At 47.4% G+C, this 17,080-nt stretch carries 16 protein-coding genes; 11 read left to right on the top strand and 5 right to left on the bottom strand.

Going from position 1 to position 17,080, the window contains the following annotated elements; genetic code table 11:
* Positions 1 to 123 precede the first annotated feature (123 nt).
* Positions 124 to 648, bottom strand: coding sequence for an NAD(P)H-dependent oxidoreductase (locus tag AC4PM4_RS16370; protein WP_063564746.1), 525 nt, complete (start codon positions 646 to 648; stop codon positions 124 to 126).
* Positions 649 to 837: 189 nt separating this feature from the next.
* On the opposite strand from AC4PM4_RS16370, the gene AC4PM4_RS16365 reads away from it, so the two are divergent.
* Entirely contained in the window at positions 838 to 1,320 is a 483-nt protein-coding gene (locus AC4PM4_RS16365; protein ID WP_274570410.1) for a MarR family winged helix-turn-helix transcriptional regulator, read from the top strand.
* 87 nt (positions 1,321 to 1,407) lie between these two features.
* On the opposite strand, the gene AC4PM4_RS16360 is transcribed toward AC4PM4_RS16365, so the two are convergent.
* Complete coding sequence (locus AC4PM4_RS16360) at positions 1,408 to 1,707, bottom strand: hypothetical protein (RefSeq protein WP_072732330.1); 300 nt, start codon at positions 1,705 to 1,707, stop codon at positions 1,408 to 1,410.
* 213 nt (positions 1,708 to 1,920) lie between these two features.
* On the opposite strand from AC4PM4_RS16360, the gene AC4PM4_RS16355 reads away from it, so the two are divergent.
* The 3 genes from AC4PM4_RS16355 to AC4PM4_RS16345 all read left to right on the top strand — a co-directional run bounded on the left by AC4PM4_RS16355 (position 1,921) and on the right by AC4PM4_RS16345 (position 5,816).
* Positions 1,921 to 3,945, top strand: a complete 2,025-nt coding sequence (locus tag AC4PM4_RS16355; RefSeq protein ID WP_063564743.1) for a Na+/H+ antiporter — start codon at positions 1,921 to 1,923, stop codon at positions 3,943 to 3,945.
* 88 nt (positions 3,946 to 4,033) lie between these two features.
* Complete coding sequence (locus AC4PM4_RS16350) at positions 4,034 to 4,972, top strand: aldo/keto reductase (protein ID WP_072732331.1); 939 nt, start codon at positions 4,034 to 4,036, stop codon at positions 4,970 to 4,972.
* 67 nt (positions 4,973 to 5,039) lie between these two features.
* The gene (locus tag AC4PM4_RS16345) at positions 5,040 to 5,816 is read left to right on the top strand and encodes a polysaccharide deacetylase family protein (protein ID WP_491614045.1); all 777 of its coding nucleotides are present in this window, start codon (positions 5,040 to 5,042) and stop codon (positions 5,814 to 5,816) included.
* Positions 5,817 to 5,952: 136 nt separating this feature from the next.
* Here the strand turns inward: AC4PM4_RS16345 and AC4PM4_RS16340 are convergent, their stop codons facing one another.
* Positions 5,953 to 7,503, bottom strand: coding sequence for a DHA2 family efflux MFS transporter permease subunit (locus tag AC4PM4_RS16340; RefSeq protein WP_063564740.1), 1,551 nt, complete (start codon positions 7,501 to 7,503; stop codon positions 5,953 to 5,955).
* Between the two features lie 8 nt (positions 7,504 to 7,511).
* Positions 7,512 to 8,147: a biotin/lipoyl-containing protein gene (locus tag AC4PM4_RS16335; RefSeq protein WP_053783698.1), complete on the bottom strand. Its 636-nt coding sequence runs from the start codon at positions 8,145 to 8,147 to the stop codon at positions 7,512 to 7,514.
* Positions 8,148 to 8,347: 200 nt separating this feature from the next.
* Here AC4PM4_RS16335 and AC4PM4_RS16330 point away from each other — a divergent pair, with 200 nt between their 5' ends.
* The 3 genes from AC4PM4_RS16330 (at position 8,348) to AC4PM4_RS16320 (ending at position 9,763) form a co-directional block, all read left to right on the top strand.
* Positions 8,348 to 8,818, top strand: a complete 471-nt coding sequence (locus tag AC4PM4_RS16330; protein ID WP_269055472.1) for a hypothetical protein — start codon at positions 8,348 to 8,350, stop codon at positions 8,816 to 8,818.
* A gap of 126 nt (positions 8,819 to 8,944) precedes the next feature.
* Positions 8,945 to 9,151: a YwbE family protein gene (locus AC4PM4_RS16325; RefSeq protein WP_063564738.1), complete on the top strand. Its 207-nt coding sequence runs from the start codon at positions 8,945 to 8,947 to the stop codon at positions 9,149 to 9,151.
* 21 nt (positions 9,152 to 9,172) lie between these two features.
* Entirely contained in the window at positions 9,173 to 9,763 is a 591-nt protein-coding gene (locus AC4PM4_RS16320) for a DUF4269 domain-containing protein (RefSeq protein ID WP_491614044.1), read from the top strand.
* Between the two features lie 13 nt (positions 9,764 to 9,776).
* On the opposite strand, the gene AC4PM4_RS16315 is transcribed toward AC4PM4_RS16320, so the two are convergent.
* A complete protein-coding gene (locus tag AC4PM4_RS16315) occupies positions 9,777 to 11,213 on the bottom strand; it encodes a hypothetical protein (protein WP_491614042.1) in 1,437 nt (478 codons plus the stop codon).
* A 369-nt stretch (positions 11,214 to 11,582) separates the two neighbouring features.
* Between AC4PM4_RS16315 and AC4PM4_RS16310 the strand changes: the two genes are divergently transcribed.
* From AC4PM4_RS16310 to AC4PM4_RS16295, 4 genes are all read left to right on the top strand, one after another.
* Entirely contained in the window at positions 11,583 to 13,382 is a 1,800-nt protein-coding gene (locus AC4PM4_RS16310) for a sensor histidine kinase (RefSeq protein ID WP_491614041.1), read from the top strand.
* A complete protein-coding gene (locus AC4PM4_RS16305) occupies positions 13,357 to 14,976 on the top strand; it encodes a response regulator transcription factor (protein ID WP_063564734.1) in 1,620 nt (539 codons plus the stop codon). The genes AC4PM4_RS16310 and AC4PM4_RS16305 overlap by 26 nt, the downstream gene beginning before the upstream one ends.
* A 174-nt stretch (positions 14,977 to 15,150) precedes the next feature.
* Positions 15,151 to 16,137, top strand: coding sequence for an ABC transporter permease (locus AC4PM4_RS16300; RefSeq protein ID WP_072732336.1), 987 nt, complete (start codon positions 15,151 to 15,153; stop codon positions 16,135 to 16,137).
* A gap of 17 nt (positions 16,138 to 16,154) precedes the next feature.
* Positions 16,155 to 17,063, top strand: coding sequence for a carbohydrate ABC transporter permease (locus AC4PM4_RS16295; protein WP_053783705.1), 909 nt, complete (start codon positions 16,155 to 16,157; stop codon positions 17,061 to 17,063).
* Positions 17,064 to 17,080: the final 17 nt, after the last annotated feature.

Raw genomic sequence — 17,080 nt, 5'->3', positions numbered from 1 at the left:
ATGCAATAGAATCCTTCTATTTCTCTACAGGAAGGAGGATTCAAGCCTGCGGTACTGCTTTTCAGCTTATGAGCGCAGGCTTGATAAGAACAGCAAATTCTTTTAAGGGAAATACTCTGATATCTATGTGATCAGTCGGTTGGTTATGCGAGCCACGCGTTCTCCCAGAGCTTTACCCAGTGCTATGCCCTGTTCGCTGAGCAGATCATCACTGTCCACCGGACAAGTCACCCCAACACCATAATAGGAGCCATATAATGCATTATCTGCAAAGTTTCCAGGTAGTCCGGTAATGATCATGCCCTGATGGAGCATGGGTGTCAGCAGATGAATTAACGTTGACTCCAGTCCACCATGCTCGGTTGCGATGGTACAGAACACCGCACCTACTTTGTCTACAAGCTTGCCCTCTGCCCAGAGGTAGCCCAGCTTGTCGATCCAATTTTTCAACCCGGAGCTGATGGAGCCAAAATGTCCGGGGCAGCCCCAGATAATGGCGTCCATTTCCACCAGCTTGTAAATGTCGGCTTCTTCTGTGGAATGCAAATGAACGGTTGCACCATGCACGCTGGCTGCGCCAGCAGCAATCGACTCGGCAAGCGCTCGTGTATGACCGCCTTCACTATCGAAAACAATATAAATGTTCATTGCTTGATTCCTCCTTGTGTGGTTATCTGTTCATGCTATAAGGTAGCTTGTCACATGAAACGGCAAAATAAGCATGAACTTTACAGACAAGTAAAGGGTTTTGGGAAACAAGCACATTTTTCACAAACAAAATAGTACAAATATGTTACAATATAAGGTAGGTTATGATCAAAGGTAGGAGGAACGTTTATGAGCCCGGATACGGAGCGAAACTCTCAATTGGCAAATGTCGATCAATTGTTGGAGGCCTTCTTCAGATATAAAAATAAAGTATTGGATCAGCAGCAAAGAAATGAAACAAACTGCAAATTGAATCCGACGAAAAGTCATATATTGGGCATGATTTTGCGTGAAGAACGCTGTATGGCTGTGGATGTGGCCAGACAACTTAGTCTATCTTCTGGAGCAACCACAATTGTGCTGAATCAACTGGAGAGCGAAGGTCTGATCCAGCGGGTGCGCAGTGAAGAGGACCGAAGAATTGTATGGTTATCTTTAACTGAAGATGGGAAGCAGCTTGCAAGAACGTTGATTTATAATCGCGGTCGGATGACGTGGGAACTTTTGCAGGCGCTTACGGAAGAGGAACAACTGCAGATGTTTGGCATGCTGAAGAAAATTGAGCTGAAACTGCTGGAAAAAATGAAAACGTTGGAACAAACGCATCGCTAAATATATGGTGTGTAAAACGCCAGCCTTCAAGAATTTGAGCCCGCTTTGGGACTTGAATCTTGAAGGCTGGCGTTTTAATTTTTTCAATTAAAGATGGAAACGTTGAATGTGATCAGTCAGACCTTCCTGGATCAGAATTTCCTTCTGTTTTTTACCGAGCAGGTCAAAATGGGGGAAAGGCTGACGCCGATGGATGTAACGTGGGTCGAGTCCATGCTCTCTACACCAGTCCTCAAGCCGTTTCAGATCCGAACAGCCCACTTTGGTCACACTGGTAATGCCCGGAAAACGGTTGTCGATCCAGAAATGAGTGAGATAGGCAAGGTCGCCACGAGATACACGTTCTTTCCACTCGGCCAGCTCCTGTCGTTTAATTCCAAATGCCATAGACACCAAGTTCCTTTCCAAACGGGTATTGTCCTGAGCATATTGTAACATCTTATAAACAGAACCAATCAGAAATCTGCAATCGGACTGTTGTCCATTCGCTTTGGACGGGTATTAATATGACAACATTTTTATAATAAACTTTGGTTTATGTTAAAATAAGGTACACAAAATGGTTTTCACCACTTCATTATACGGAAAGGGATTGTCATCATGGAACTATTTATCGCCGTGCTTGTTTTGCTGGTACTGATCGGTTTATCGAATATTTTGAACCGATTTGTACCCTTTATCCCCATTCCGTTGATTCAGATTGTTCTCGGTGTAGCCATTGCACTATTACCTGCGGGTGTGCATCTGCCACTGAATCCGGAATTGTTTTTCGTACTCTTTATCGCTCCGTTGCTGTACAACGACGGGAAGCGAACACCGAGGCACGAGCTGTGGAATCTAAGAGCGCCCATCCTTCTGCTGGCCCTGGGCCTTGTATTTGTAACGGTTGTCGTGGCAGGATATGCCATTCACTGGCTCATTCCAACCATTCCGCTTCCTGCGGCTTTTGCACTTGCGGCAATTCTGTCCCCGACAGACGCTGTGGCTGTAGGCGCTATGGCAGGTCGTGTGCATTTACCCAAGAGCATACATAGGCTTCTTGAGGGAGAAGCATTAATGAATGATGCATCCGGTCTGGTTGCATTCAAATTTGCGATTGCCGCCACGGTTACAGGGGTATTTTCCCTGGCTCAGGCGTCATTTAGTTTTATACTTATCGCGATTGGCGGGTTGCTGATTGGTGCCTTATTATCGTTCCTGTTAATCCGATTGGGTGTCTGGATTCGGCGTCTGGGGATGGAAGATGTAACGATTCATATGTTATTGCAAATTCTAACGCCCTTCGTCATTTATCTGGTCAGTGAAGAGGTCGGTGTTTCGGGCATTCTTGCGGTCGTCGCTGGCGGGATCATTCATGCTATTGAGCGTGATCGGACCGAGTCTGTACAACTGAAGATGCAGGTGGTATCTGCCAGTACCTGGTCTGTCATTTTATTTATTTTGAACGGATTGGTCTTTGTCATTCTGGGGGTACAGATCCCGGATGTGCTGAGTACCATCTTCGAGAATGTCTCGTTTGATAACCTTCAAGTACTCGGATATGTGGGCCTCATTTCAGTGCTATTGTTGGTACTTCGTTTTGTCTGGATCTATCTGTTCTGGAAAGGAAATGAAAATTCCGGTGAGGCGTTGTCCAGCGGGAAGCCTCGGCTGAAAGAAGTTACGATCATTACTCTTTCGGGTGTGAGAGGGGCTGTAACGCTGGCGGGGGCATTCTCCATTCCTTATGTTCTCCAAGACGGGTCTCCTTTTCCTGAAAGGGATTTGATCATTTTCCTGGCAGCAGGTGTGATACTGTTCACTCTGATTGCTGCAAGTGTGTTCCTTCCTATTCTTGCGAAGAACGAAGATAAAGCGGAAGAAGGTACACCGCAAACGACAGAAAGAAAAGCACAGGATATTATGCTGAATGCTGCCATTCGTGCAGTGAAGTCGGAAATGAACGACCAGAACAAAGCTGCTGCGCTTGCGGTAGTTTCCGATCTGTCGAAATATATCAGGCAGGCGGCTGGCGAGCTTACTGCCGGTAAGCGCAAGGACATTTTAAAACAGGAAACAGCAATTAATCTCATCGGTACACGGGCTGAACGCAAAGAAATTGAGAATATGATGGATGAAAATGTAATTGCTTCGGAAGCCGCCTTTAGATGTAACAGCTGGTTAGATCGAAAGGAAATGATGCTTGCAAACCGCACGAATACACAGATGATGTTCTCACTCAGTGAAATTGGACGATTGTTTGGACATGTGTTTACGAATCGTTCACGGAAGCCGGATCAGCCATTTATGATTGAAAATGCAGATCTGTTCCGTCAAGTGAAGATGCGTACCTCTGAAGCAGCGATCAAGGCGATTCGTGCTCATATGAACGATAGTAACCGGATTGTGGCTCTGTCGGTCATCTCTAGATATGAGCGGGTAATTGCCAAATTACGCACCTGGAATCAGGGCAAAACGGAAGATCCATTTGATCAGGAAAAGCTGGAATTGCAAATGGTGGCGATGCAGGAGCAGCGCAATACCATACAGCAGCTATACGAAAATGGCGAAATTAACCGCGATGTGGCTGCAAAACTCCGCCGTTTCATCAATGATGTGGAAGCTACAGCGCTGAAAAACACCTAATCCGATAAACCCGATATTTTAAATATGCTTAACCCTCTGATATAATATATGTGAGTTACCAACGCTCAGAAAAGGAGATGGATGAGACATGGCAGAACAACGTACTCGCTTGGGCAAAACCGATCTGATTGTTAACCCGATTGGATTGGGGGCTAATGCAGTAGGAGGACATAACATCTATCCGAATATGCTGAATGATGAGACAGGTAAGGATGTCGTTCGTACAGCTTTGAAACAGGGCATTAACTTTTTGGATACTGCTTTCATCTATGGACCTGAGCATTCAGAACGCTTAATTGGTGAAGTGCTGAAAGAAACGGGTCAGCGTCAAGATACTATTATAGCAACAAAAGCTGCACATAAATTCGTGGATGGCAACGTAGTCTTTGATAACTCGCCTGCTTTCCTCAAAACCTCTGTAGATGAGGCATTGAAACGCTTGCAGACAGATTATATTGACTTGTTCTATATTCATTTCCCGGATGAACTTACACCGAAGGATGAGGCTGTAGGTGCGCTGAAACGTTTGAAGGACGAAGGTAAAATCCGTGCCATCGGAGTTTCCAATTTCTCCATTGATCAGCTGCGTGAGGCAAATCGGAATGGAGATGTGGATGTGCTGCAGTCTGAATACAATTTGTTCAAAAGAGAAGCGGAGAAGGAATTGCTGCCCTATACGGCAGAGCATGACATTTCTTTTGTACCTTACTTCCCTCTGGCAGCAGGTCTGCTGGGTGGCAAATATAATCGTGATACAACCTTCCAGGATGGACGGGCGAAGAACCCGTTATTCACAGGGGAAGCCTTTATTCAGAATCTGGACAAGGTGGAACAACTACGCAGCATTGCACAGTCCAAGGATGCTGAGGTCGCCCATCTCGTTCTGGCCTGGTACCTGACTCAGCCGTCCATTGATGCGCTCATTCCTGGTGCCAAGAAACCAGAGCAGGTCATCAACAATCTGAAAACACTGGATGTTGAGCTCACAGCTGAGGAAATTGCAGTCATTGATCAAATATTTCGTTAAATAGTTCTGGTGAATCGGGAAATGCTAACAGGGAGTTTACGTTTTAAGATAAAGAGAGGACATAAACATGAACCTGAAGGCAGCCCGATGCATCGGATTGTGTACGCTGGTTTTTTTGCTTGGCAGCAGTTCTGCCTACGCCAAACCTGTGCAGAAGAACCGACAGTATTATGAGGAACGGGGAGAGATTGTGTGGGAGGTTCCCACACATGACAAACTCATCGCACTGACCTTTGATGATGGGCCAGATCCGGTCCAGACCCCGCAAATTCTAGCTTTACTCGAGCAGTATCAGGCCAAAGGCACTTTTTTTGTGCTTGGCAAATGGGCGGAAAAGTTTCCTGACCTGATCAAACAGGAGCAGCGGGAAGGACATGAAATCGCCAATCATACGTATGCACATACGTACGCGGTCAGGTCAACAAGGGCGGATAAGTACAGCCATGAAATGAACATAGCGGAGAAATCCATTGTTGGAGCAGGGGCGCAGCGTCCTACGTTGTTTAGACCCCCGGGAGGCTATTACAATGACATGGTCATTCAGGTCGCCAAGCAGCAAGGCTATACGATTGTGCTATGGTCCTGGCATCAGGACACACGTGATTGGGCTTCACCAGGCATATCAGCCATTGTGAACAAAGTGCTGAAGAACGCACGTAACGGGGACATTGTTCTGTTTCATGACAAGGTGGAGGGCAAGTCCCAGACGGTTGCTGCGCTAAAAACGATTCTGCCTAAGTTGCAGGAGCAAGGTTATCGTTTTGTAACTGTATCGGAACTGCTTGCCGTTAAGGCGAGAGAGGCTGCCAAGGATGACAATTCATCCTTACCCCAGCATCCATAGCGAAAGCCAAAAACCGCAGGTCTCTGGATTAAAGAGACTTGCGGTTTTTTATTGTTTCAATTGATCTAAGTGAAGCTTGCGGATCTGATCTGTGATACAGGGTTGTATAGGGGATATAGGGTGGTCCAACGCCATTTTAGCGTTCAGTTTTGACTTTACGAGGACGGGAGCGAGCCCGCCGCAGGAATAACGACAGAAACAGACCAATGATCGAAATCCAGGTCGCTACAATGAAAGCATCATTAATGCCTTCGATCGTTGACGTCTGAACAGCGATACCATAGAGCTGCTGTAATGCTAGACTGGTGCCTTGTTCAGGCGGCATTCCCGCCGCAGTAGCCATTTGCGTGCCAAGCATACCGACTTGTTCTGTCAGTGCTACATTGGTTGTAGTCACGGTGTTGCTGTAATCCGCCAAATGAATGCCTGCACGTGTCGCCATTACGGTGATGAGCAGGGCGGTCCCGATTGAACCTGCGACCTGTCTGACCGTATTGGACATGGCCGTACCATGACTGGTGAGATGAGGCGGTAATTGGTTTAACCCCTCTGTCTGTACAGACATCATCAGCATGGACATGCCGAAGCTACGAAACGTGTATAGCATCATGATGTGACCATAAGGCGTCTCCCCCGTCAACTTACTAAACTCAAAGGTGGTGATGGCGGTAATGATCAAACCGACAATGGCTAGGGGGCGAGAGCCAATCCGGTCAAACAGCGCTCCTGAGATGGGAGACATGACGCCCATTAGCAATGCACCAGGCAGCAGCAACAACCCGGATTGCAGGGGAGAGAATCCCCTTATATTTTGCAGATAGATCGGTAACAGCAGCATCCCGCCAAAGAGTGCCATATTAATCGTTGCACTGACTAGCGTCGAGATGGTGAAGATGTCGTATTTGAATACACGAAATTCCAGCAGGGGGTTCTTCATAGCCGTTTCTCGGAGAACAAAGAAGACGATGAAGAGCACTCCGATAATGAGTGTCAACAGCACTGTCGCGCTGGTCCAGCCTTTATCTCCGGCAGAGCTGAATCCATATAACAGAAAGCCGAAACCGATGGTGGAGAATAATGCGCCAAAACCATCAAATTTCGGCGAAGTAAGCTTGGACACATTTCTCAGCCAAATGAAGGCAAACAAAATATCAAGCAAGGCAAGCGGAATGACCATATAGAACAGAATGCGCCATGTATAATGTTCCACGATCCATCCAGATAATGTCGGGCCAATGGCCGGAGCAAACATCATGGCAATACCCATCGTACCCATGGCGGTTCCCCGTTTCTCTGGAGGAAACACAGTCAGAAATACGTTCATAACCAAAGGCATAATAATACCGGCCCCACTGGCTTGTACGATACGACCGATGAGCATGACCGTAAATCCAGGACTGATGGCACAGATCAATGAACCTAACGTAAACAACAGCATCGCAGTCACGAACAATTTGCGGGTTCCGAACGACTCGATCAAGTAGGCGGTAATCGGAATGAGTACCCCGTTCACCAGCAAATAAGCTGTGGACAGCCACTGCACGGTCGTTGCTGAGACGTTAAAGTCATTCATCAGATGGGGGATGGCTACATTGAGCAAAGTTTGGTTCAGAATGGCGATAAATGCGCCAAGTAGCAAGACAGCGATGGTTTTTCCAAGTGGCAGTTGGTTTTTTTGATTATCCATCAGCAGCCTTAGATATGAACGCGCACGGTAGCGCTCATGCCGGGAACCACACCCAGTCCTTTATATCCTTCGATTGTAATGATGATCGGGATGACTTGTGTTACTTTGGTGTAATTCGCATTGGTATTGGACGACGGCAGTAGTGAAAAGGAGGACGCAGTGGCAAGTCCGATCTGGTCTACTTTGCCAGTCAATGTGGTGTCTGGAAATGCATCGACATATACATCGACGATCTGACCTGCTTTAATTTTATCAATCGCGGTCTCGTCTACATTGGCCGTCACGTACAGGTTATTGAAATCATAGGCCCGTGCGAGGGGCGTACCTGCAGATACTAGTGAATTTTCGACGGCGGTCTGTTGTACAATGGTCCCATCAACAGGCATCGTCACGGATGTTGATTTTCCCGCAGCGGTGACGGTGGCAACAGTATCGCCTGCATTAAATGTTGTACCTACCTTGCCTTTCCAGGATCGAAGTTCACCGCCTACTGCGGAAGCCACGGAGATAGGCTGCCCGGTAACAAGCGCATTATCGGTTTTAACGTAGCTGGTGGATTGGTTGTAATAGTAGATCCCGGCAGCCCCGGCTCCCAAAATCACCAGTATAACAATGATATTGATCAAAATGGCACGTGAATTCATGCTGATCATTCCTCCTCAATTCGGTTTTCTGTAAACCTTCTCTTTGATTGGTGCTGAAAGTCTTCTGCTGACAATCCTGTTTGGAGCATTCCCGCTACTTTGTCGCTCTATACGAAACAAGGTGAAATATTATTCGCAGAATAGGGCACCAATATATTGATTAAGGCTGCCTACAGGCGGATGATAAGGAGGATGCTCATATGTTGATCATTTTGGTGGTAATTGTTGTTATTGGGGTTGTGTTTCTGATGATTTATAACTCCAGATCGTCCCGCAAGGCTGCAGAAGCACGAGCTTCCAAAATAACAGAGATGGATGAAGGGCCTGTCCTGCTGCATGAAGAAGATCGAGCCCGGAAGGAAGACAGAATTTACGAACAGGCAAAGCATAAAGAAGTTTTGGAACATGAGGATCGTAGGCAAACAGAAATTCATCAGATGGATTCTACATCGGAAGTGACCCCTTCACCACAGAAAAGAGAGACGCAGACTACAGATGGTGATCAAGCTTATCGCCAAGCATTGCTTCATTTCCGTAAACCTGCCGAAGTGGAAGACGAAACGGTGCTGACGGAGACAAAAGAACCTGAAAAGAGTGCAGATGAAGTCTATCGATCGGCTCTGAAAGTGATGAAAAGCAAATCTTCTGATCCCTCTTCAAAGCGGAAATAACAGTTCAGTTATGTTTTTGAACATTGGACATGGCTTTCGTTTTCAATCCAAAACGTCTACAATAGATGAAGCTTTCTAAATTATGGCTACATGACATGGAATACGTTGAAGAGGAGAGGGAAACCCATGAATGGACAACAACGAGTAAATATCAAACCGGGTCTTGAAGTGGATATCGTGCTCAAGCAAGATCAGCCGACAGGCAAACTGACACGCGGTATCGTGAAGGATTTGTTGACCAAATCGCCCACACACCCGCATGGGATCAAAGTACGTTTGACCAGTGGACAGGTGGGTCGAGTAAAACAAGTCGTTACAGGAGCGTCAGAATGAACCGCTACCCGAGGGTGTGACATGATTACAACTACGGATGTAATGGCACATTTGGCCTCGGGGAACGAGCGTCAGCAGGATGCGTATAAGGTGTTGCAATCCAGTGGATTGTTAAGCATATTGGCAGCTTACCAGCCTTATCCGGCTGGAACAGTGCCGATTGATATTGATATTCCTGGAAGTGATCTTGATCTATTATGTGAGGCAGCGGATCTCGAGGCGTTCCAAACATTGGTGCACCAACAACTGGGCGGAATGCAGGGTTTTCGATGCGACAGGGGGGATGGGCGTGCTGGCCAGCGTCCTTATGTGACCTGTAGTGTGGAAATTGGAAACTGGCCTGTAGAGATTTTCGCTCAGTCCCTATCTGTACGCAGGCAGAATGCTTATATTCACATGCTGGTAGAGTGGGGATTGTTGCAACTCTGGGGTGCAGCAGGACATCGGGAGATTCGCAAACTGAAGCTGGAAGGCTTGAAGACGGAGCCTGCATTCGCTACTGTATTAGGACTTCAGGGAGACCCGTATGAGGAATTGCTTCATCTGGCCGCAATGAGTAAGGATGAGCTTTGGCAATGGGCCCGCGTGCGTACGTCTTTTCAGTTCGAATAGCACGGTTAAGTAATCAGATTAGAAAGATAGCAACGATAGTAGTAACTGTTAATCCCAGCAGTACCGGTTTCAGATTGCGTCGTGCCAGTTCAAATGGACTGACTCCACAGATGGCAGCAGCTGGAATTAAGGCCCATGGAATTAAGGTCCCACCGCCTACCCATATGGCGGCGACCTGACCCAGTGCCGTCAATACAGGTGCGGAATCTGCCGAGCCTGCAAACATGGACGCAATGGAGCCGACCAGGGATATTCCAGAGAACCCCGAACCATCCATTCCCGTGACCGCTCCGGTCACAGTCATCGTTATAGCACCTACCGTATTATTCAATGGCACTAGCCCTGCAAGAGCAACCCCTAAATCATTCACAATACCGTGTGATCCAGCAGGAAGCGGGTTGTTGAACAGTTCTGTGATCGCAGCATCCCCAAGATAAAAGAAAGCGGCAATCGGGATAACAGGACCAAACACCTTGAATCCGAACTGAAATCCTTCAATTAAATAGTTTGTTGTTTCTTCCGGACCTGTATGACGATGCGCGGCAAGTGATACGGCAATCAGAATGAGCACGGCCGTTCCACCAATTAGTGCTGTGGCATCACCGCCTTGTAATTTAAGTAAAAACATCAGAATGACATCGACTAAGAATAACAATGGGATGATCAGAGCGAATGCCTTTTGCAAACGTGGGGGCATTGCTTGACGTTGAACGGCTGGCTCCTCGGAGATCGGCGCAGAGTCTGACGAAGGTGGATGAACGGTTACTGCTTCACCAGAGATCGGATCACTGAGTTTAACGGGGGAACCTGACTTCATCTCCTTGCGCAGCATCCAGAATGCCGTTACGGTAGACACCGTCCCCATCACTATGACAAGTGGGATACTTGCAGTCATAACAGCGGTAACGGGAAGGCCAGCTGCATCAGCTGTCAGTTTGGGTGCCCCTTGGATAATGTAATCCCCTGATAAGGCAATGCCGTGACCGAACAGATTCATGGCAATGGCAGCGCCGATGGGAGGAAGTCCGACTCGTACTGCTACCGGAAGAAGTACAGCTCCAACCAGGGCAACGGCAGGAGAGGGCCAGAAAAACAATGATACGATCATCATAATGAATCCAATTCCCCAATAGGCGACCTGTGGAGAACGGATGAACCGGGTGAGTGGTGTCACCATGACTTCATTGATCCCCGTCCGGATTAATACCCGGCTCATGGCGACAATGATCGAGATGATAAAAATGGTGCTGAGCAGCTCCTTGGCTGCGTAGATAAAACTGCTGAAGATTCCGGAAACCGATCCGCTTAATGTTTCAGTCGCCAGGAGTCCAATGGTCATGACACCTGCGACACAAATGATGGTTGTGTCTCTACGCCGAACCATGACGGCGATAATCAAGACGATAAAAGCCAGATATACATAATGCAATGGGACGAGTTGTATATTCATCGGACATGCCTCCTTACATCCTTGATGTCAATCCAAGGAGTGATATATCGTATGCATGTCATCACCGGGCGTTCGTGGAGTGTGGAGCAGGATTTTTTTTACAGATGGAGAACTAATTAGAGCATGGACCCTCGAACACGTACTGAAAGCCAAAAGCAAGTCACCAGAATTGACACTGACAGGTCACGGAACCACATAGACAGATGCAAGCAAGTATGACTACAATAAACATGCCATTATAAGGAAGAAGATGGAAGAAATACAGTGGTGGAGCATCAAAAAAAACAGGAGAAATCGCTTGATCTTGATAGCGGTTACAACAATGTGCAAAAGAACTGAAATCTAGATTAAACAAAAGGGCGGGAATTCATGAATTTCATCCGTTCACTGCGCTTTAAGTTTATTGTGGGTCTGACATTGATCATGCTGCCACTATTCATGCTGCTATATTACAACAACGTATATGCCATGAAAGTTGTACGTGATCAAGTGTCTCTCACCAATATGAATCATCTTGCAAAGAGTGTGGAGCAGAACGAGCGTGTGCTGCAGGAGACCAATCGGTATTTATACAGTCTGGGCGAGCGAGACCCGGACATTATTTCCCTGTTTTTTCTCAAATACGGCAGCGGCGATTATATTATTGCGAAACAGCGCATTATGAACAAATTCATGACCGATATCGGATTTTATAATCTGATCGATTCATTTTTTCTGTACGATGCCGTGAATGATGATCTGTTACTCGCTACCTCAGGCAATTATGATGTCAAAATGTCGATTGTGCAGGAGAGCATGCCGGTACAAATGCAGCAGCTGGAGGGGGAAATCCAGAAGCCAGAGTGGAGCATCGTTCGGGGAGGCACTTGGAATGCCTTGGTCAAAACGGTGCGGATCAATGCCCAGTTCTATGCGGGAGCGCTGGTGGACATGAATGCACTGAATCACCCCGAGCAATTCACGGAGTCCGGTGACCGGGGAGGTGCAGTCATCTTGGGAGCAGATGGCGGGGCGCTGTCCGATTCAGCCCTGAACTCGGCACAAATCAAACTGGCCGCAGCCCATATCACTGGATTGAATAATCCGTACCAGGTGATCTCTGAAGTGACGTCTATAGGCAGTGCACGTCAGTACCTGATGCTTGGCATTCCCTCAGCCATGTCTGAGATGAACTATGTTGTTCTGCTGCCCGAGGAGGATATGATGCGAAACCTGCCATTTTTTCAGCAGATCATTCGCCTGCTTCCAATTGGTGCAGCGGTCATTCTGATAACAGCTATGATTTTTCTCAGGCAGCTCCTGTTCCGTCCAATGAATGTGCTCATACGTGGGATGAGGAGGGTCAGCCGAGGAGAACTTGATGTGAGGCTTGAGACGCCGTCTTCATCTGAACTGGAGTTTGTCACACACAGCTTCAATCAGATGACAAGTGAGATCCAGCATCTGAAGATAGATGTGTATGAGGAACAATTGCGCACAAGAGAAGCAGAGTTTAAACAATTGCAGATGCAGATTAATCCTCACTTTTACCTGAATTCATTGAATATCATTCATAGCCTGGCTTCGTTGCAAAAGCATGAGCTGGTGCAGCAGATGGCGGGGCATCTGGCAGATTATTTCAGGTTCAGCCTGCGTGCAGGCAAACGTGTTATTCGATTGGATGAAGAATTGGAACATATCAGTCATTATTTGGAGATTCAGAAGCTGAGGTTTCCCAACAAGCTGGATTTCGTTCTGGATGTCGGACCGGATCTGGGGCATTATGTGCTGCCGCCTTTAACGATTCAGCCTTTTGTGGAGAACGCCATTATTCATGGCTTCCAGCGGCGCAAAGAGCCTTTTGTTATTTGCATAAGAGCATGGAAGTCGAAAACGTTATCTGATCCTGAACCGTCTTCGGTTCTTCAACTTTCAATTACAGATAACGGTGTTGGATTTGAGCAAGACATACTGGAGCGCCTGCAACAGGGGCAATACGCCGAAGATCCGGGTGGACAGCACATTGGCATCTGGAACGTTATTCATCGGCTGCTTGTAAAGTACGGCGAACATGCCGGATTGCAGTTCAGCAATCAGACTGAAGGAGGGGCAGCAGTCCATATTCATATGCCCGCTCAGACGGAAGAAGAAGAAGGGAGAGCCTATGCGGAACCTGTTGATCGTGGATGATGAAGTATACGCCTTGCAAGCGATGGTGGAAGGGGTGAACTGGAGCCTGGCCGGAATCGACCAGGTATTCAGTGCTGGTGATGCGGAAGAAGCGAGAATGCTGATGAAATCCCATCCCATTGATATTATGATCTGTGATATTGAGATGCCGGGTGAAACGGGACTGGATCTGCAAAGCTGGGTGTTAAAGCATGATCCCGGCATGCAGACGATTTTTCTTACAGGTCATGCCCTGTTCGATTATGCCCAGACGGCAATCAAGCTGAACAGCTTCGATTATGTGCTGAAGCCTGCTCCCGCAGACCAGCTGATCAAGGTTGTGAGCCAGGCAATGGACAAAATCAAGGATGACGAGCAGCGTTCCCGCACCAATGAAGTATATGAGACGGTGTACAAACGCTGGCAAACGCATAAACCACTGTTGACCGAGCGTTTCTGGAAAGACGCCATCTCACAGCGCGTAACCTTAACCCAGCAAAAGCTGCAGGAGCTGGCCGAGGTCTATGGAGCCGAGATTGATCCGCACGTGCGCGTGTTGCCGATTGTCATTTCCGTCGAAGAATGGGTGCGAGACTTCGATCTGCGTGACGAGGAGGTGCTGGAATATGCGCTCCGCAATGCTGCCAAGGAAATGCTGCTTGGTGACAAACCTGGGGAAGTGTTTCAGGATCACAGTGGGCTAAATATTGTGCTTGCATACGAACAGGACGGTATCATACCTACGGCGAGTGAAATGGCACAAGGATGTCAGAGCTATATTCAGGAGTGTGGTACCTATTTTTATTGTCGATTGTCCTGTTACGTCGGAGTCCCGGTTGCTGTTACAGATTTACAGGGGATGCTGAATGAGCTGATGGACATGGAGCGTCGCAATATCAACGAGCTTGAAGGGGTCTTCATCTATGACGAGGTAGGCCGAGATACGGAGGATCGTTTTCTGCCAATACCGTGGTTCTCCGAGCTGTCCATCCTGTTCGAAACGGGAAAGTTTGACGACCTGCGCGAGCGTGTGGACGAAATCTTTGAATTACTGGCTTCACAGGAGCGTTTGTCACCGGAAATTCTGCGCTTGTATTATCATGCGATGCTGCATGTAATCTACCCGTTGCTGCATCAGAAAAATGTATCTGTACGCAGCCTGTATCCCGGAGAACGGGAGCCGGAAGAAAACGTTGTGACACGTTCTTTGCCCCAACTGAAGCAGTGGACATCAGACCTGATCAGTCGTGCCATACCGGTATTGTACCCGGACGATCACAGTCCAATGACGATTGTGGACCAGTTATGCATTTACATTGAAAATCATATTGGTGAAGAGTTGATGCGAGAAGAACTTGCATCCTTTGCCGGATTTAATCCAGCCTATCTATCCCGCCTTTTTCGTAAAGAAAAGGGCATGTCGCTTTCCGAATTCATTCTCCAGCGCAGAGTAGCCAAAGCGAAGACATTATTGTCCCAGTCTACTGTGAAAGTGACGGATATCGCAGGCAAGGTCGGTTACTACAATTACTCTCATTTTACGAAAATGTTCAAAAAGTGCACGGGCATTACCCCACAGGAGTTTCGCAAACAGTCCCGAACGGTACAGATTTGACGCAGCATGCTGCGTCTTTTGTTTTTTTGTGCCCTAAAGTCATAATTTGATCAGTGAACAGGTCACCACAGCAGATAGTGGACCTGAACGCCCCGCCGTATACTTGAACCACAGGAGACACAGCGGTGTTTCATCCTGAGGATGAAATTCAAGAGGAGTGAGGGAGAACAAGTTATGAAGACACAACCCCAGGTGGGTAAGGCAGCACGTCTATCGGATGGAAGGGACATACCGGTTCGAAAACGAAAGTCTGTCCTGTACAATCTAGGTAAATTCAAGGTTTTGTATCTCATGTTTGTGCCAGGCATTCTGTTTCTGCTGGTGAACAACTATATGCCGATGTTCGGCGTTCTGATTGCATTCAAAAATGTAAACTATGCCGACGGTATTTGGGGCAGTCCGTGGAGCGGCTGGGATAATTTCAAGTATTTATTCTCCACCAGCGATGCTTGGGAGATCACACGTAATACGCTCGCATATAACACGGTATTTATTGCTCTGAATTTATTTGTAGGTGTAGGGCTTGCGATTTTGTTGAATGAAGTGAAAAACAAGGCGATGTCCAAATTGTATCAGTCACTCATGCTGCTTCCGTATTTTCTGTCGATGATTGTAGTCAGCTATCTGGTGCTCGCGTTTCTCGGCAAGGATTCGGGTTTCATGAACTCAACGATTCTTCAGCTCTTTGGCGGACAACCAATTGACTGGTATTCGGAGCCCAAGTACTGGCCGTACATTTTGCCACTGGTGAACACATGGAAGAATATCGGTTATTATGCCGTCATTTATCTGGCAGCAGTGGTAGGCATCGATGAGGAATATTATGAAGCAGCCGTGCTGGATGGCGCGAGCAAGTGGCATCAGATTCGCTTCATTACCGTTCCGTTTCTCGTACCGCTGATCGTGATTATGACATTGCTGCAGATCGGTCGTATTTTCTACGCGGATTTCAGTCTGTTCTACCAGGTTCCGCTGGAATCGGGCGCATTGTTCCCGGTTACGAACGTTCTGGATACGTATGTGTACCGAACCTTCCTTATTGGAGGCGATATCGGGATGTCCTCGGCAGCCGGGCTGTATCAGGCTGTTGTCGGATTTGTACTTGTTCTCGTATCCAATACCATCGTTAGGAGAATGGACAAAGATAATGCATTATTTTGAGAGGAGGCAAGCCAGCTGTGAAATCACGTGATCCATTAGCCGTGTCGCGGCGTTCCGCGTCTATCATACACGCTATGTTTATATTCTATGCCATTGCCTGCATCGTGCCGATCCTGCTTGTCTTCGCGATCTCATTCTCGGACGAGACGACGGTCATTGCAAACGGGTATAAGCTGATTCCGGAGAAGTTTAGCCTGACTGCCTATGAGTTTCTGTTCAAGGACATGGATCAGATCATCCATTCCTATGGCATTTCAATTATCGTAACCGTGATAGGTACAATAACGAGTGTTGCACTGACTGCATTGTACGCATATCCGCTTTCCCGAAGAGATTTGCCGTATCGTGGGTGGTTCGCCTTTTTCATCTTTTTCACCATGCTGTTCAATGGCGGTCTGGTCCCTTGGTATCTCGTCTATGTAAACGTACTGGATTTGAAAAACTCGATTCTGGCACTGATCATGCCGCTGCTGTTGTCGCCGTTCTTCGTGCTGGTCATGCGTACGTTCTTCGCTAATTCCATTCCGGTATCGATTCTTGAATCGGCACGGATTGATGGAGCGGGTGAATTGAGAACGTTTACACGTATTGTGCTTCCGCTCTCCCTTCCGGTGATGGCGACCGTTGCACTGTTCAGCACATTGAATTACTGGAACGACTGGTATCTCAGCATGATTTTTATATCTGATAACCGGACGATCAGTCTTCAGTACCTTATGTACCGGACGCTGCTCGATATTCAATATTTAACATCCAACTCCAATGTCTCTTCACAGATTTCGTCACAGGGCGGATTGCTAAATCTGCCGAATAAAACACTGCAGATGGCGATGGCTGTTGTCGGTATTGGTCCAATCGTACTGGCATATCCATTCTTCCAGCGGTATTTCATCAAAGGCCTAACCGTAGGCGCAGTGAAGGGATAACTCCGGCCGGTTAGCGG

It is taken from the genome of Paenibacillus sp. MDV22-iso6, assembly GCF_058408365.1.
The sequence above is the reverse complement of the archived record's forward strand: the minus strand, read 5'-3'. Positions and strand labels throughout refer to the sequence as shown.

Excerpts from the sequence above, each read along its gene's own strand:
- AC4PM4_RS16330 (WP_269055472.1), top strand. The coding sequence starts at position 8,348 with ATGTTGATCATTTTGGTGGTAATTGTTGTTATTGGGGTTGTGTTTCTG.
- AC4PM4_RS16310 (WP_491614041.1), top strand. The coding sequence starts at position 11,583 with ATGAATTTCATCCGTTCACTGCGCTTTAAGTTTATTGTGGGTCTGACA.
- AC4PM4_RS16345 (WP_491614045.1), top strand. The coding sequence starts at position 5,040 with ATGAACCTGAAGGCAGCCCGATGCATCGGATTGTGTACGCTGGTTTTT.
- AC4PM4_RS16370 (WP_063564746.1), bottom strand. The coding sequence starts at position 648 with ATGAACATTTATATTGTTTTCGATAGTGAAGGCGGTCATACACGAGCG.
- AC4PM4_RS16355 (WP_063564743.1), top strand. The coding sequence starts at position 1,921 with ATGGAACTATTTATCGCCGTGCTTGTTTTGCTGGTACTGATCGGTTTA.
- AC4PM4_RS16325 (WP_063564738.1), top strand. The coding sequence starts at position 8,945 with ATGAATGGACAACAACGAGTAAATATCAAACCGGGTCTTGAAGTGGAT.
- AC4PM4_RS16315 (WP_491614042.1), bottom strand. The coding sequence starts at position 11,213 with ATGAATATACAACTCGTCCCATTGCATTATGTATATCTGGCTTTTATC.
- AC4PM4_RS16350 (WP_072732331.1), top strand. The coding sequence starts at position 4,034 with ATGGCAGAACAACGTACTCGCTTGGGCAAAACCGATCTGATTGTTAAC.
- AC4PM4_RS16335 (WP_053783698.1), bottom strand. The coding sequence starts at position 8,147 with ATGAATTCACGTGCCATTTTGATCAATATCATTGTTATACTGGTGATT.
- AC4PM4_RS16320 (WP_491614044.1), top strand. The coding sequence starts at position 9,173 with ATGATTACAACTACGGATGTAATGGCACATTTGGCCTCGGGGAACGAG.
- AC4PM4_RS16340 (WP_063564740.1), bottom strand. The coding sequence starts at position 7,503 with ATGGATAATCAAAAAAACCAACTGCCACTTGGAAAAACCATCGCTGTC.
- AC4PM4_RS16365 (WP_274570410.1), top strand. The coding sequence starts at position 838 with ATGAGCCCGGATACGGAGCGAAACTCTCAATTGGCAAATGTCGATCAA.
- AC4PM4_RS16305 (WP_063564734.1), top strand. The coding sequence starts at position 13,357 with ATGCGGAACCTGTTGATCGTGGATGATGAAGTATACGCCTTGCAAGCG.
- AC4PM4_RS16360 (WP_072732330.1), bottom strand. The coding sequence starts at position 1,707 with ATGGCATTTGGAATTAAACGACAGGAGCTGGCCGAGTGGAAAGAACGT.
- AC4PM4_RS16300 (WP_072732336.1), top strand. The coding sequence starts at position 15,151 with ATGAAGACACAACCCCAGGTGGGTAAGGCAGCACGTCTATCGGATGGA.